The sequence below is a fragment of the Mesobacillus sp. MER 48 genome, from assembly GCF_023714225.1.
In the GTDB taxonomy this organism is placed as follows: Bacteria; Bacillota; Bacilli; order Bacillales; family Cytobacillaceae; genus Mesobacillus; species Mesobacillus oceanisediminis_A.
Map to the genome: position 1 here is coordinate 41,702 of NZ_JAMAUR010000013.1, position 16,134 is coordinate 57,835.

The 16,134-nt window shown below is 45.9% G+C and carries 16 protein-coding genes; all 16 read left to right on the forward strand.

Translation table 11 applies throughout. The features are described 5' to 3' along the window. Positions 1–65 precede the first annotated feature (65 nt). Complete coding sequence (gene tilS / locus M3593_RS22675) at positions 66–1,454, forward strand: tRNA lysidine(34) synthetase TilS (protein WP_353056116.1); 1,389 nt, start codon at positions 66–68, stop codon at positions 1,452–1,454. Positions 1,455–1,481: 27 nt separating this feature from the next. After that, positions 1,482–2,021 (forward strand): hypoxanthine phosphoribosyltransferase, encoded by a 540-nt coding sequence (hpt, locus tag M3593_RS22680; RefSeq protein ID WP_251544916.1) that lies wholly within the window; start codon positions 1,482–1,484, stop codon positions 2,019–2,021. A 137-nt stretch (positions 2,022–2,158) separates the two neighbouring features. Next, complete coding sequence (ftsH, locus tag M3593_RS22685) at positions 2,159–4,129, forward strand: ATP-dependent zinc metalloprotease FtsH (protein ID WP_144481410.1); 1,971 nt, start codon at positions 2,159–2,161, stop codon at positions 4,127–4,129. Positions 4,130–4,297: 168 nt separating this feature from the next. Then, complete coding sequence (locus tag M3593_RS22690) at positions 4,298–5,074, forward strand: type III pantothenate kinase (protein ID WP_186326893.1); 777 nt, start codon at positions 4,298–4,300, stop codon at positions 5,072–5,074. A 53-nt stretch (positions 5,075–5,127) separates the two neighbouring features. After that, complete coding sequence (hslO, locus tag M3593_RS22695; RefSeq protein ID WP_144481408.1) at positions 5,128–6,006, forward strand: Hsp33 family molecular chaperone HslO; 879 nt, start codon at positions 5,128–5,130, stop codon at positions 6,004–6,006. Positions 6,007–6,027: 21 nt separating this feature from the next. Continuing rightward, positions 6,028–6,912, forward strand: coding sequence for a peptidyl-prolyl cis-trans isomerase (locus tag M3593_RS22700; RefSeq protein WP_251544894.1), 885 nt, complete (start codon positions 6,028–6,030; stop codon positions 6,910–6,912). 218 nt (positions 6,913–7,130) lie between these two features. Then, a complete protein-coding gene (cysK, locus tag M3593_RS22705) occupies positions 7,131–8,057 on the forward strand; it encodes a cysteine synthase A (RefSeq protein ID WP_144481406.1) in 927 nt (308 codons plus the stop codon). 162 nt (positions 8,058–8,219) lie between these two features. Beyond that, positions 8,220–9,623, forward strand: coding sequence for an anthranilate synthase component I family protein (locus tag M3593_RS22710; protein ID WP_483308941.1), 1,404 nt, complete (start codon positions 8,220–8,222; stop codon positions 9,621–9,623). Continuing rightward, a complete protein-coding gene (gene pabA, locus M3593_RS22715) occupies positions 9,620–10,210 on the forward strand; it encodes an aminodeoxychorismate/anthranilate synthase component II (RefSeq protein WP_251544893.1) in 591 nt (196 codons plus the stop codon). Before M3593_RS22710 ends, pabA begins: the two co-directional genes overlap by 4 nt. Continuing rightward, positions 10,210–11,085, forward strand: coding sequence for an aminodeoxychorismate lyase (gene pabC, locus M3593_RS22720; protein ID WP_251544892.1), 876 nt, complete (start codon positions 10,210–10,212; stop codon positions 11,083–11,085). Before pabA ends, pabC begins: the two co-directional genes overlap by 1 nt. Then, positions 11,082–11,915 carry a dihydropteroate synthase gene (gene folP / locus M3593_RS22725; protein WP_251544891.1) on the forward strand — a complete coding sequence of 278 codons (834 nt, stop codon included), beginning with the start codon at positions 11,082–11,084 and terminating at the stop codon, positions 11,913–11,915. Before pabC ends, folP begins: the two co-directional genes overlap by 4 nt. Further along, positions 11,908–12,267 carry a dihydroneopterin aldolase gene (folB, locus tag M3593_RS22730; RefSeq protein ID WP_251544890.1) on the forward strand — a complete coding sequence of 120 codons (360 nt, stop codon included), beginning with the start codon at positions 11,908–11,910 and terminating at the stop codon, positions 12,265–12,267. Before folP ends, folB begins: the two co-directional genes overlap by 8 nt. Positions 12,268–12,269: 2 nt before the next feature. Beyond that, entirely contained in the window at positions 12,270–12,797 is a 528-nt protein-coding gene (gene folK / locus M3593_RS22735; protein WP_251544889.1) for a 2-amino-4-hydroxy-6-hydroxymethyldihydropteridine diphosphokinase, read from the forward strand. Continuing rightward, the gene (locus M3593_RS22740) at positions 12,749–12,952 is read left to right on the forward strand and encodes a helix-turn-helix domain-containing protein (RefSeq protein WP_144481400.1); all 204 of its coding nucleotides are present in this window, start codon (positions 12,749–12,751) and stop codon (positions 12,950–12,952) included. Before folK ends, M3593_RS22740 begins: the two co-directional genes overlap by 49 nt. Positions 12,953–13,034: 82 nt before the next feature. Beyond that, positions 13,035–14,036, forward strand: a complete 1,002-nt coding sequence (gene dusB / locus M3593_RS22745) for a tRNA dihydrouridine synthase DusB (protein WP_144481399.1) — start codon at positions 13,035–13,037, stop codon at positions 14,034–14,036. A 199-nt stretch (positions 14,037–14,235) separates the two neighbouring features. Further along, a complete protein-coding gene (lysS, locus tag M3593_RS22750) occupies positions 14,236–15,720 on the forward strand; it encodes a lysine--tRNA ligase (protein ID WP_144481398.1) in 1,485 nt (494 codons plus the stop codon). Positions 15,721–16,134: the final 414 nt, after the last annotated feature.

Below are 16,134 nucleotides of genomic sequence, written 5' to 3' on the forward strand. Positions count from 1 at the left end.
TTTAGAAGATTAATGAATTGCCGGCTTGGGTATAGAGTTAAACCGGCAATTCGGTAAGGAAGAGCATGATGATTGATATGAAGGTGAATGCCTTTCTTGAAAGGCATGGTTTTCAGCTGAATAACAAGTCAATCGCGGTTGGTGTTTCCGGAGGACCGGATTCGCTTGCTCTGCTTCACTACTTATCTGAGCAGCGGGAACGGAAATCATTGAGGATTATTGCTGTCCACGTTGACCATATGTTCCGTGGTGATGAATCTTATCAGGATGCTTTGTTTGTAAAAGATTTTTGCGGAAAACGGGGTCTTCCCTTTGAGATGAAAAGGGTCAATGTGCCAGCTTATATGGAAGAGACAGGTTTAAGCTCCCAACAAGCCGCCCGCGAATGCCGATATGCCTTTTTCGAGGAAGTGATGGATAAACATCAACTTGAATACCTTGCATTGGGGCATCATGGGGACGACCAGGTCGAAACGGTTTTGATGAGGCTTACCAGGGGCAGTTCAGGAGCAGCTAGGGCAGGTATTCCTTTTTCCCGCAAAATGGGTCCGTTCACGGTTTTCAGGCCATTTTTATGCCTGACAAAAAGGGAACTGGAAGAGTATTGCTCCGAGAATTCCCTGGAACCCAGAATCGACCCCAGCAATCAGAAGGCATACTATAGCAGGAACCGATTCAGGAAAACCGTCCTGCCCTTTTTAAAAGAAGAGAATCCGGGAGTCCATGAACATTTCCAGCGCTTCAGCGAAGAATTGCAGATGGATGAAAAGTATCTTCTTGAATTAACAAGGAAAGAATTGAATAAAGTAATGAAGAAAGAGGACCGAGGGGTCACGATCCATATTAGTTCTTTTCGGGAAATGCCAATGCCTTTACAAAGAAGAGCGATTAAACTAATATTAAATTATCTTTACAATGATCGACCTGCTTCTCTTTCCGCCATACATATTGAAAAGATTTTTTCAATAATTCGCAACCCCCATCCGTCAGGAACACTTGATTTCCCCAGCGGTTTAAGAATCATACGATCGTATGGAAATTGCCAATTCACATTGAACCCGCCAGAAAGGCAAAGCTATTGTTTTGAAATTTCAGGACCAAAACAGCTGATCTTGCCGAATGGTGACCTCATTGATGCCCAATTGCTCAATGATGCTCATGTCAGGGATATTTCCAATTATCGTTTCATCGTCGACCTGGAGGAAACAGGCATTCCCTTGTACATCCGCACAAGAAAGGATGGTGACAGGATGTCTTTGAAGGGGATGAAGGGGTCAAAGAAGCTGAAAGATATTTTCATCGATATGAAAATCCCATTAGGACAAAGGGATGAATGGCCGGTCGTCACAGACCGGGAAGACAGGATCCTTTGGCTTCCAGGCCTGAAAAAGTCGAATAATGAGGCAAATGAACAAGGAAACAGGTTATTACTATTAACTTATATAAAGCATTGATATCTTCCAGGGGGCACAATGATCATGATGAAAAATGATATTGAAAAAGTATTGTTTACAGAAGAAGACATTCAGGAAAAAACAAAGCAGCTGGCGGCTCAATTAACTGAAGAATACCAGGACCGTTTCCCGCTGGCAATCGGAGTCCTGAAGGGTGCAATGCCTTTCATGGGTGACCTGCTTAAGCGCGTGGATGCTTACCTTGAAATGGATTTCATGGATGTTTCAAGTTATGGAAATGCTATGGTATCATCCGGTGAGGTCAAAATCCTTAAGGATCTTGATACTTCCGTTGAAGGAAGGGACATTTTAATCATCGAGGACATCATCGACAGCGGATTGACTCTCAGCTATTTGGTGGAGTTGTTCAGATACCGCAAGGCAAAGTCCATCAAAATTGTCACTCTGCTTGATAAACCAACAGGAAGAAAGGCTGACATCGCAGCAGATTATGTTGGGTTTATCGTTCCTGATGAGTTTGTTGTTGGATATGGTCTTGATTACGCGGAAAAATACCGTAACCTTCCGTATATTGGTATTCTAAAGCCGGAAGTATATACAAAATAAAAAACGGTTACGATTTAGTGAATGAAAATTAACATTCCGCATAACAACTAAATATTCTGAATGTTAATTTCTTGTATTAGCATAATTTGCTATGATACTATTTAGTATAGTTTGTCTACCGTGGGAGGAGGTAAGGGATGAATCGGATCTTCCGTAATACCATCTTTTATTTATTGATATTTTTAGTCATTATCGGAGTAGTGAGCTTCTTTAATGGAAATAACCAGCCAACTGAACAAATCTCTTACGATAAATTCATGCAAGAACTTGAGGCAGGCAATGTGGCAGGAACTCTGACGCTGCAGCCTGAACGAGGTGTGTATGAAGTAAGGGGCCAGATGAAGGGCCAGGAAGAGGGCAAAGGCTTCATTACTTATGTATGGAGCAACCCGGATACATTAAACCGCATTGAACAGACGGCTGCTGATGCAGATGTCGATATTAAACCTGCAAAAGAAACAAGCGGATGGGTAACGTTCTTTACATCCATCATTCCGTTCATCATTATTTTCATTCTGTTCTTCTTCTTGCTTAACCAGGCTCAGGGCGGCGGCAGCCGTGTCATGAACTTCGGCAAAAGCAAAGCGAAGCTGTATAACGAAGAAAAGAAGAAAGTCCGCTTCAAGGATGTTGCGGGTGCAGATGAAGAAAAGCAAGAGCTTGTCGAGGTTGTTGAGTTCCTTAAGGACCCTCGTAAGTTCGCCGAGCTTGGAGCTCGTATACCAAAGGGAATCCTGTTGGTAGGACCTCCAGGAACCGGTAAAACATTGCTTGCACGTGCTGTTGCCGGGGAAGCGGGAGTACCGTTCTTCTCAATCAGCGGTTCCGACTTCGTAGAAATGTTTGTCGGTGTCGGTGCGTCACGTGTGCGTGATTTATTTGAAACAGCTAAAAAGAATGCTCCATGTATTATCTTCATCGATGAAATCGATGCTGTCGGCCGCCAGCGTGGTGCTGGTCTGGGCGGTGGGCACGATGAGCGTGAACAGACGCTCAACCAGTTGCTTGTTGAAATGGATGGATTTGGTGCCAACGAGGGAATCATCATCGTAGCGGCTACAAACCGCCCTGATATCCTTGACCCTGCATTGCTGCGTCCAGGACGTTTCGACCGCCAGATTACAGTTGACCGCCCGGATGTAACTGGCCGTGAAGCTGTATTGAAGGTGCATGCGAGAAATAAACCACTTGATGAGTCTGTTAACTTAAAGAGTATTGCGGCTCGTACTCCAGGTTTCTCTGGAGCGGACCTTGAAAACTTGCTAAATGAAGCAGCGCTTGTTGCTGCCAGAAGGAATAAGAAGAAGATCGACATGTTGGATTTGGATGAAGCAACAGACCGCGTCATTGCCGGTCCTGCCAAAAAGACACGTGTCATCTCCAAAAAGGAAAGAAATATTGTTGCCTTCCATGAAGCCGGCCATACCGTCATCGGGGTCGTTCTTGATGAAGCTGAAATGGTCCACAAGGTAACGATTGTCCCTCGCGGACAGGCAGGCGGCTACGCGGTCATGCTTCCTAAGGAAGACCGTTACTTTATGACAAAGCCTGAACTTCTTGATAAAATCACCGGCCTTCTTGGCGGCCGTGTAGCGGAAGAAATCGTCTTTGGCGAAGTGAGCACTGGTGCCCACAATGACTTCCAGCGCGCGACAGGCATTGCGAGAAGAATGGTTACTGAATTCGGGATGAGTGATAAACTCGGACCATTGCAGTTCGGCCAGGCGCAGGGCCAGGTATTCCTTGGACGTGACCTGAATAATGAGCAGAACTATTCAGATAAGATTGCTTATGAAATTGATGTGGAGATCCAAACCATCATCAAGGATTGTTATGCAAGGGCGAAGGACCTTCTTACAAAGCATCGTGATAAGCTTGATATTATCGCGAATACGCTTCTTGAAGTCGAAACGCTCGATGCAGAACAGATCAAGCATCTGATCGATCATGGACGTCTTCCTGAGCGCAGTGTGAGCCTGGATAATGACGACATGAAAGTGAACATCAACACGAAAAAGGATGAGCTGCCTGCAATCGAAGAGACTGACAGGACAGTTGACTCAGTCATTGAGGATCCAAAGGCAATCGACGAGAATCCAAAAGAATAAATTCATGAAGCAGGTGTCCTGTTACGGGACACCTGCTTATTTTTCTGGACGCTTTTCAGTTGGCAGGGACAATCAGAATCGGTTGACTTTATTTAGTGAATTCCCGGCGATTATGGTATGATATTTGCAGAATTGATTCAGAAAACTACTGATAAGTTGGTGAATAGCTTGATTTTTGTTTTTGACGTCGGGAATACAAATATCGTGTTGGGTGTTTATGAGCAGGAAGAGTTGAAACACCACTGGAGAATCGAAACAAACCGCCATAGAACAGAAGATGAGTTTGGGATGATCATCAAAAATCTTTTTGACCATGTCAATCTCTCTTTTTCTGATATAGATGGAATCATCATATCGTCCGTTGTACCGCCAATCATGTTCTCGCTTGAAAGAATGTGCCAGAAGTATTTCCACCTGAAACCATTAGTCGTCGGGCCTGGCATCAAGACAGGTCTTGACATCAAATACGAAAATCCGAGGGAAGTCGGTGCAGACCGAATCGTCAATGCAGTTGCGGCAATCCATGAATATGGCAGCCCGTTGATTATCGTCGATTTCGGAACAGCGACAACCTATTGTTATATCAATGACCATAATCAGTATATGGGCGGAGCGATTGCCCCGGGGATCGGCATCTCTACCGAAGCCCTTTATTCGCGTGCTGCCAAGCTTCCGAGGATTGAAATCAGCCGTCCGGATGACGTGATTGGCAAAAACACGGTGTCAGCGATGCAAGCGGGTATCCTGTATGGATATGTTGGGCAAGTAGAGGGAATAGTTAAACGGATGAAAGATAAGAGTGCGGTCACGACTAAAGTGATTGCCACTGGCGGACTGGCGAATTTAATCGCCCAGGAATCAACTGTCATTGACGTTGTCGATCCGTTTTTGACTTTAAAAGGACTGCAGCTTATCTATAAGCGCAACATGGATAAAAACAGCTAAGCTTCCTGGATGGGAGGACGCATTAAACTTTACAGCATGAAGGGAGTAGAACAATGAGTGATTATTTAGTAAAGGCACTTGCTTTTGATGGACAGGTCAGGGCGTATGCAGCAAAAACGACTGAAACTGTTGGAGAGGCACAGCGCCGCCATTATACATGGCCTGTTGCATCAGCCGCACTTGGCCGCACGATGACTGCTGGTGTGATGATGGGTGCGATGATGAAAGGCGAAGATAAATTAACGGTTAAAATCGAAGGCGGCGGTCCGCTTGGACTGATCCTCGTTGACAGCAATGCCAAAGGGGAAGTCAGAGGCTATGTTTCGAATCCTCATGTCCACTTCGACCTGAATGAGCATGGCAAGCTGGATGTAAGACAGGGTGTCGGTACAGACGGAACGCTTACGGTTGTAAAAGATCTTGGCTTGCGTGACTATTTTACGGGACAAGTTCCTATTGTTTCAGGAGAACTAGGTGAAGATTTCACTTATTACTTTGCGACATCTGAGCAGGTCAATTCTTCAGTTGGTGTCGGAGTGCTCGTCAATCCTGACAACTCAATCAAAGCGGCAGGCGGCTTCATCCTCCAATTGATGCCTGGAACGACAGAAGAAACGATTTCAGCAATCGAAAAGAGATTAGAATCCATTCCGCCGGTCTCGAAACTAATTGAAAAAGGCCTGTCTCCTGAGGAACTTTTAGAAGAACTGCTTGGCAAAGACAATGTCAAGTTCCTTGAGACGATGCCGGTTTCATTCGTGTGCAACTGTTCAAAAGACCGCTTCAGCAATGCACTGGTCAGTCTCGGAGCAGAAGAAATCCGTGATATGATCGATACAGAAGGACAGGCTGAAACGCATTGCCATTTCTGCAACGAAAAATATATGTTCACAAAAGAAGAACTGGAAGAGATAGAAAAAGAAGCAAAATAAGCAAGTGCTGGGGGAAGAGAAGTGGAAAAAAAGCAGCTTTGGTACATTATTGCCGGGTTAGCCATATTGAATGCAATCACTCTTGTCATGCTTCTGGCCAAGCCTGCAATCCTTGAAGGGAAGAAGGAGACAGTAGCGGAGGTTGGCAAGGAGTCGATCACCCGCCAGCAATGGCTCACCGAGCTGGAAGAACGGTATGGACAAGAGACGCTCAGGGACCTGATCGATCAGGAAGTGGTCAGGCAGATGGCTGACGAATATGGAATTGAATTATCCGACAAAGCAGTCGAACGGGAACTGACCATTTATAAGGCGATGTATTCGTCGCCAGGGAATGAACCTAAGAGCGAAGAAAAATGGAAGCAGCAGATCAAATACAGTTTGCTGCTTGAAGAACTGCTGACAAAGGATGTCCAAGTATCAAATGAGGATATGAAAACCTTCTATGATCAAAACAAGAGTCTCTTTGATATCCCTGCCTCGTATCATCTATCTCAAATCATTGTCGAAACGAAACAAGATGCAGAATCTGCAGTGAAGGAGCTAAAGGATGGCTCTAGCTTTGCAGCACTGGCGATGGAGCGTTCGATCGATGAGTTTTCTGCTAATGAGGGCGGCGACATAGGCTTTGTAACCGAAGAAGATGAACTCATTTCCCCGGAAGTGATTTCAGCGGCCAAAACCCTGAAACCTGAGGAATGGACAGGACCTGTAAAAGTGGAAAATGGCTATGCGATTGTTTACCTGCACGAAAAGCTGGAAGGCAAGAAATATAGCTTCAGCGAGGTCAAGAACCAGATCCGCAGACAGATAGCCCTGGAACAGATGGATATCCCTGTGTCTGCCCGTGCATTTTGGAATGATGCCGAAGTCAGCTGGTTCTATGGCGAGACCAGCAAAAAATAATCATGGAAGCACCGGTTTTAGCGACCGGTGCTTTCTTTCTATCATTCGCTCTGCGATGCGTTTTTCTTGTTTAGTGGGAGTAAAAATAGGATAGTTTAAAAAGGATGGGCAGAAGCCTGATATCTGTTTTTGTCGAAGCATACTGATTGACATAGACTAAAAGTACTGGTAAATTTTAATAAAACCAATTAAAATACTCGGATTAAGAGGTGGATAATATGGTACGTATTGCGAACTCGATTAATGAGCTGATTGGCCAAACACCGATTGTGAAACTGAACAGGCTGGTTGATGACCAAAGTGCCGATGTGTATCTGAAGCTTGAATACATGAACCCGGGAAGCAGTGTCAAGGATCGGATCGCACTTGCGATGATTGAGGATGCTGAAGGAAAGGGTGTCCTTAAACAGGGAGATACAATCATTGAACCTACAAGCGGTAATACCGGGATCGGTCTTGCAATGGTGGCAGCTGCTAAGGGATATAAAGCCATTCTCGTCATGCCGGAAACGATGAGCATGGAGCGCCGTAACCTGCTGCGGGCATATGGGGCAGACCTCGTGCTGACTCCTGGTCCTGAAGGGATGGGCGGAGCGATCCGCAAGGCAGAGGAGCTGGCTAAGGAAAATGGCTATTTCATGCCTCAGCAGTTCGAGAATGAAGCCAATCCTACCATCCACGAAAGAACGACCGGTCCGGAAATCGTCGAGCAGATGGGTGACCAGCTTGATGCGTTCATTGCGGGCATCGGGACAGGGGGAACCATCACCGGTGCAGGAAAGGTTCTTCGCCAGAAGTATAAGGACATCAAAATTGTTGCTGTCGAACCGACAGACTCTCCCGTTTTATCAGGAGGAAAGCCAGGACCCCACAAAATCCAGGGGATTGGCGCAGGTTTCGTGCCTGGCGTCCTTGACACCGATGTATACGATGAAATCATCAAGGTGGAAAATGAACAGGCATTCGACTATGCCCGCCGTGCGGCAAAAGAAGAAGGCATCCTCGGAGGAATCTCTTCTGGTGCGGCGATCTATGCAGCGCTTGAAATTGCGAAAAAACTGGGCAAAGGCAAGAAAGTCCTTGCGATCATCCCAAGCAACGGGGAACGCTATCTGAGCACACCACTTTATCAATTCGACAACTAATATTTAACGGGAGGCAGGCCGGCAAAGCTTGCCTCTTTTTGCTGTGTCCAAGAATCCACTTAAAAAACTGCTCCTTTTTCTGCAAAATCCATGAATTTAAAAATGAAAGCGCGCGTTTCATAATGTATGATGGATAAAGAGAAAAAAATAGGGGTGACGAGCTTGCCGCACTACAGCATTCATACTCAAAGTATATCTTATACGGCTTCACGTTTTTTTCATCAATACGACCATATTGCCCAACAATATAAAGAGCATGTCATCCTCGAAAGTGGACGGGGCGGGCGTTACAGCATGGCTGCTTTTCGTCCGGAAATCACTTTTTCAGGAAAAGACCATAAATTGATGATTCATAAAAATGGAATGAAAACCACGCTTGAAGGGAATCCTCTTGACTTAATGAAGCGGGAAATGGAAGACTTCCGGGTCCCGGAAGTGGAAGGTCTCCCAGATTTCCAGGGTGGGGCGATTGGCTATATCAGCTATGATTATGCCCGCTATATCGAAAAGCTTCCGCAAATGGCAAAGGATGATTCCGGCATACCAGAGGTGTATTTCCAGGTGTTCCTGGAGTGGTTCGTGTTTGATCATCATACCGAAACCTTATGGATCATGGTCATGAGCGAACCAGGCCAGGATGAGCAGTCAAAAGAAAAGCTGACTGATTGGCAAAAACGCTGGGAGTCTGAGGTACCTGGGATGCATGCTGAAAAGGCGGACAAGCCTGGCTCAGAGGAGCTGCATGTCTCGATGGATGAAGATGCCTTCATCGACGCAGTAGGGCGTGTCCAGCAATACATTTCGCAGGGCGATGTATTCCAGGTCAATTTGTCGGTCAGGCAATCAAAGCCAATTCAAACAGAAGCGATCGAAGTGTACCGCCAGCTGCGCAAGCTGAATCCGTCTCCGTATATGGGCTATTTGCATACGCCGGATTTCCAGCTCGTCAGCGGCTCACCCGAACTTTTGGCAAAAGTAAATGGTTCGGAAGTCAGCACCAGGCCCATTGCCGGAACTCGTTCGCGGGGCAGGACAGATCAGGAAGATCTGCAGCTTGCCAGCGAGTTGATCAATAACGAAAAAGAACGGGCTGAACATGTCATGCTTGTCGATCTTGAACGGAATGACCTTGGAAGAGTGTGCAAATACGGAACAGTCGAGGTCAATGAATTCATGGTCATCGAAAAATACTCTCATGTGATGCATATCGTTTCGAATGTCAGGGGCGAGCTTGCAGAAGGTGAAACCTGGTTCGATGTCGTGAATGCGACCTTCCCGGGCGGAACGATTACAGGCGCTCCGAAGGTCAGGACGATGGAAATCATAGAAGAGCTTGAGCCGGTAAGAAGGGGACCTTATACCGGTTCGCTAGGCTGGATTGGGTTTAATGGCAATATGGAATTGAACATCATCATCCGCACGATGCTTGTCAAGGATGGGATGGCACATGTCCAGGCGGGGGCAGGTGTCGTCATCGACTCGATCCCCGAAAATGAATACAAGGAATCCTTGAAGAAAGCCATCGCGCTTTGGAAGGCAAAAGAGCTTGCGGAGGGAAACGCATGATTTTGATGATCGATAATTATGATTCATTCACATATAACCTGGTTCAATATCTCGGTGAAATGGGTGAGGAACTGAAGGTTATCCGCAATGACCAGACATCCATCCAGGGAATCGCAGAGCTGGATCCAAAGTTTTTGATGATCTCCCCGGGGCCGTGCAGTCCGAATGAAGCAGGCATCAGTTTGGAAGCCATCAAAAATTTTGCTGGCAAGACGCCGATCTTTGGTGTCTGCCTCGGCCATCAGTCCATTGCCCAGGTATTTGGCGGTGACGTTATCCGGGCGGAGCGGCTCATGCACGGAAAAATATCGATGGTCTACCACGACGGAAAGACTATTTTTGGAGGTGTGGAAAACCCATTCCCTGCGGCACGCTATCATTCTCTCATTGTCAAAAAGGAAACCCTTCCAGACTGCCTTGAGATCTCAGCCTGGACGGAAGAAGGGGAAATCATGGCCATCCGCCATAAAAACCTGCCTGTGGAAGGTGTCCAATTCCATCCCGAATCGATTTTGACAACTCCGGGAAAGCAGCTGCTGAGGAACTTCATTGCACATTACAATTTAACGAAGGAAGTAAGCTTTTAATGAAACTCTATATAAATGGCCGGTTCATGGATAAGAATGAGGCAGCGATTTCTCCTTTTGACCATGGTTTTTTATATGGTTTGGGTGTCTTCGAAACCTTCAGAATCTACAATGGCCACCCGTTTTTGCTGGATGACCATCTGGAGCGGCTGAATGCCAGTCTGCGGATTCTGGACATCGTAGCTGAATTCACCAGGGATGAAACGGTCAAGATTCTGGATGCCCTTTTAGCTGAAAACTCTCTCATGGATGCGTATATCCGGTTTAATATCTCCGCAGGGAATGGAGAAATCGGCTTGCAGACGGAAAGCTATAATGAGCCAAATGTGATTGTTTTTGCAAAACCTATGCCACCGGCAGGCGAGATGAATGAGAAACAGGCCGTGCTGCTTGAGTTAAGGCGCAACACTCCAGAAGGAAGTGCCAGGTTGAAATCGCATCATTATCTCAATAACGTATTGGCCAAGCGTGAGGCGGGCCCTGCAATGGATACAGAGGGTGTTTTTTTGAATGATGAAGGTTTCCTGGCGGAAGGGATTGTCTCAAATCTATTTTGGTACAGGGATGGGATCTTGTTCACTCCGGCCGTCGATACCGGTATTTTGGATGGAGTAACCCGCAGGTTCGTCATCGAGTTGGCCCGTACAGCAGGCATTGAGGTACGTGAAGGCTTTTACAAAAAAGAGGAAGCGGAAGCAGCCGGCGAAATCTTCCTGACGAACTCGATCCAGGAAATCGTCCCGGTCACTTCTTTTTCAGGTAAAAGTTTTCCTGGGAAATCTGGCGAGATTGTCAGAAGTCTATTTGGGCGATATGAAGTACTGCGGGAAACGCTATGGAGCAGAATACAATTGGATGGAGGACTCGCAAAATGAAAACTGTGATAAAAGCTGGTCCATATACATTGGATTACAGCAATCAAACGTTGATCATGGGAATCTTGAATGTAACGCCCGATTCGTTTTCGGATGGCGGCAAGTACAACCACCTTGAAACTTCCGTGGTCCGCGCGAAGCAAATGATGGGGGACGGAGCACATATCCTAGATATCGGCGGTGAATCGACCAGGCCTGGTTATGAACGGATTTCGGATGAAGTGGAAATCAGCAGGGTGGTGCCTGCAATCGAAGCAATCACAAAGGAATTGCAGGCACCGATCTCCATCGATACCTATAAATCAAAGGTTGCCAAAAGCGCGATCGACGCCGGAGCGGTGATCATCAATGATATATGGGGAGCGAAGGAAGACCCTGAGATTGCCGATGTTGCAGCTGAAACGGGCGTGCCAATCATCCTGATGCATAATCGCAATGATCGAAACTATACTCATTTCATTCGTGACGTACTGAATGATCTATATGAAAGCATTACAATTGCCAAGAAAGCTGGCGTCAGTGATGAACAAATCATCCTGGATCCGGGTATTGGCTTTGCAAAAGACCTGGCAGAGAACCTGGAGATGATGCGCCATCTAGATACTCTTGTGTCACTGGGTTATCCAGTTCTGCTGGGCACCTCAAAAAAATCGATGATTGGCGGCGTGCTCGACCTTCCTGTTTCTGAACGGACGGAAGGAACAGGAGCGACAGTATGCTATGGAATCCAGAAGGGCTGCCAGATCGTCAGGATCCATGATGTAAAAGAAATGTCGCGAATGGCAAAAATGATGGATGCGATGATGGGGAAGGGTGAGTTCAGTGGATAAAATACATGTCAATCAAATGGAGTTTTACGGCTACCATGGTGTGTTTCCTGAAGAAACAAGGCTTGGCCAGAGGTTTGCGGTGGATTTGACGGTGGAGCTGGACCTTTCGAGAGCTGGAAAAAGTGATGACCTTCAGCATTCCATCAACTACGCTGACTTATATCAAGTATGCAAAGATATTGTGGAAGGCAAACCATACAAGCTGGTGGAAGCCATTGCTGAGAAGATTGCCGGCACCATTCTCGATCAGTTTTCGCTTGTCGAAGCATGCCATGTAAAAGTCATCAAGCCAGACCCGCCAATACCGGGACACTATAAATCCGTCGCAGTCGAAATCACAAGGAGTAGATGACAGTGGAAAACAAAGCATATATTGCACTAGGGTCCAATATGGGTGACCGGTTCGGGTATTTGACTCAGGCCATCATACTCCTTGAGGGCCATGAGGAAATTTCAGTGGTAAATACTTCTTCCATCTATGAGACGGACCCGGTTGGCTATACCGATCAGGATCAATTTTTAAATATGGCAATCGAAGTAAAGACAAGTCTCCCTCCTGTTGAACTCCTTGATACATGCCTGGAGATCGAATTGAAGCTTGGGAGAAAAAGGGAAATAAAGTGGGGTCCCAGAACTTTAGACCTTGACATCTTGCTGTATAATCACGAAAATATTGAAACAGAGAAGCTTACAATTCCGCACCCTCGGATGAGCGAACGCGCATTTGTAATCCTTCCATTGCTTGAAATGGATCCATATATCACGCTCCCATCCACCGGGGAGCCACTGGCAAACGATTTACTAAGTATACCGGATAGAGAAGGAGTACGAATATGGAAGCAGAAAAATGGGGAAGACGTATTCGCGCTTATCGAAAGCTGAAGGGTTACACACAGGAAGGCTTCGCAAAAGAGCTTGGCATTTCGGTTTCAGTCCTCGGAGAAATCGAACGGGGAAACAGAATGCCTCATGAAAAATTGATTGCCAGAATCGCAGAGTTTCTGGATGTCGGATTGGATGAGTTAACCCCGCAGTAGGGTTTAAGTGATCCTTTACCATCGTGATTGTGGTTTTCCGCTTCGTGTGGAACTCAACAGGACGAAAAGAAGGAGGAAGGACATGCTTAAGATTGGCGATATTGAGATGAAGAACCAGGTCGTGCTTGCGCCAATGGCTGGCGTCTGCAACTCTGCGTTCCGTCTGACGGTAAAAGAATTCGGCGCAGGACTTGTATGTGCGGAAATGGTCAGCGATAAAGGAATTGTTCTGCAAAACGATCGGACACTCGATATGTTATATATAGATGAACGTGAAAAGCCGCTCAGCCTGCAGATTTTTGGCGGCGAAAAAGAAACGCTTGTCCAGGCGGCCAAATATGTCGACAAAAATACGAATGCCGATATCATTGATATCAATATGGGCTGCCCTGTACCGAAGATCACAAAATGTGATGCAGGTGCGAAATGGCTTCTTGACCCAAACAAAATCTATGAAATGGTATCTGCTGTTGTTGATGCCGTTGATAAGCCGGTAACGGTTAAAATGCGCATGGGCTGGGATGACGAACATATTTTCGCCATAGAGAATGCACGCGCTGTAGAACGAGCTGGGGGTAAGGCGATAGCCCTTCACGGCCGTACACGTGTCCAGATGTATGAAGGACAAGCGAACTGGGACATCATCCGTGATGTCAAGCAGGCAGTAACCATTCCTGTGATTGGCAATGGTGATGTCCAGACGCCTCAGGATGCAAAGAGAATGCTTGATGAAACAGGAGTGGACGGAGTGATGATCGGCCGCGCGGCTCTCGGTAACCCGTGGATGATTTACCGCACGGTTAAATACCTGGAAACAGGCGAATTGATGGGTGAACCGACCGCCCGCGAGAAGATCGATGTCAGCATCCTTCACCTGGACCGCCTGATCGCACTGAAAAATGAACACATAGCTGTCCGCGAAATGCGCAAACATGCTGCATGGTATATGAAAGGCATCCGCGGCAACGCAAGGATTCGCAATGGAATCAATGAATGCACAACGAGAGACCAATATGCCAGCTTAGTAAGAAACTTCGCTGATGAAGTGGAAACAGAAGAGCAAAATGCACATCAGGTTGGATAAAAATTGACATTAACCATCACATTTCCTATAATACCTTTATCCTTAAATGTAACTGCCAGTGGTCAAACTGGCAGTTTTTATTCTATTTAAGAGATTTTTAATGTCTGAATACGTTTGTTTGTGTAAAATAATAAAAGTATCCACCAAACATAATCAGGATTACATATTAAATTTAATTATATATTGGAGTGAAAGCGACATGAGTCATGAAGAATTAAACGACCAGCTCAGAGTCAGAAGGGAAAAAATGAGTGCATTGCGTGAAAAGGGCATGGACCCATTCGGCAAAAGATTCGAGCGCACCCATCTTACTGAAGAGCTGATCAGCGAATATGGTGAATTGGAAAAAGAAGAAATCGAGACAAAGAATGTCGCGGTGAAGATTGCTGGACGGATCATGACGAAGCGCGGAAAAGGAAAAGCAGGCTTTGCACACATCCAGGACCTAGCTGGCCAGATCCAGATTTATGTCCGCCAGGATGCAGTCGGCGAAGAACAATACGAAGTTTTTGACTCTGCTGACCTTGGTGATATTGTCGGTGTTGAGGGAACCCTTTTCAAAACCAAAGTTGGCGAACTTTCCATAAAAGCTCAAAACTTTGTGTTCCTGTCAAAAGCACTGCGCCCGCTTCCTGAAAAGTTCCATGGACTCAAGGATGTCGAGCAGCGTTATCGCCAGCGTTATCTTGACCTTATTACGAGCAACGAAAGCAAGACGACATTCATCAACCGCAGCCGCATCATCCAGTCAATGCGCCGTTATCTTGATGGACAAGGATACCTTGAAGTGGAAACGCCATTAATGCACTCTATTGCCGGCGGAGCTTCAGCACGTCCTTTCATTACTCATCATAACGCTCTCGATATGCAGCTTTACATGCGGATCGCAATCGAGCTTCACTTGAAGCGCCTGATTGTCGGAGGCCTGGAAAAGGTATATGAAATCGGACGTGTATTCCGTAATGAAGGTGTATCGACAAGACATAATCCGGAATTCACCATGCTTGAGCTTTATGAGGCATATGCTGATTGGAGAGACATCATGTCCCTTACAGAGAACATGGTTGCGTACATTGCAGAGGATGTTCTCGGAACAACGACGATCCAGTATGGCGAATATGAAATCGACCTGAAGCCGGAGTGGAAGAGAGTTCATATGGTTGATGCGATTAAGGAACATACAGGAGTGGACTTCTGGCCGCAAATGAGCACAGAGGAAGCACGTGCGCTGGCGAAAGAACATGGAGTGGAAATCACTGAACATATGCAGTTCGGACACATCGTCAATGAATTCTTTGAGCAAAAAGTAGAAGAGCACCTGATCCAGCCTACATTCATTTACGGCCACCCGGTTGACATTTCTCCTTTGGCGAAAAAGAATGATGAGGACTCTCGCTTCACGGACCGCTTCGAATTGTTCATCGTTGCCAGGGAACATGCTAACGCGTTCACTGAGCTGAATGATCCAATCGATCAAAGGGAACGTTTTGAAGCGCAACTGAAAGAAAAAGAGCAAGGTAATGATGAAGCACATGAAATGGATGAAGACTTCATCGAAGCATTGGAATATGGGATGCCGCCAACAGGCGGACTGGGAATTGGGATCGACCGGCTTGTTATGCTGCTGACCAATTCACCATCCATCAGGGATGTACTGTTATTCCCATTGATGCGCCATCGTTAATAATATTGGAAGGCAAAACGGCAATCGTCGTTTTGCCTTTTATTTTTGTGAAGTATATAGGTGGATTCGTCAGTAGATTTGCCTACAGAAATATGAATTATCTTTCTTTTGTTTCTGTGAATAAAAATCTAAAAAAGAGGTTGCTATTGAAGAATAAAGGTGCTATATTTATATCTGTTGCTGCGAGCTACTTAGTTAGCAACAAAGAAAATGGAAAAAACTTATTGACATCGGGTTTTGAACCTGATAGTATATAAGAGTTGCTTCTGACGGAGCAACAAACAAATATTGTTCTTTGAAAACTAAACAAACAAGCGTCAACAAACAATAAATTATCATGCTTCTATTAATAGAAGACATGAGCCAACGTTTTAACTTATGAGCTAACTCATAACTCTTTCTTGGAGAGTTTGA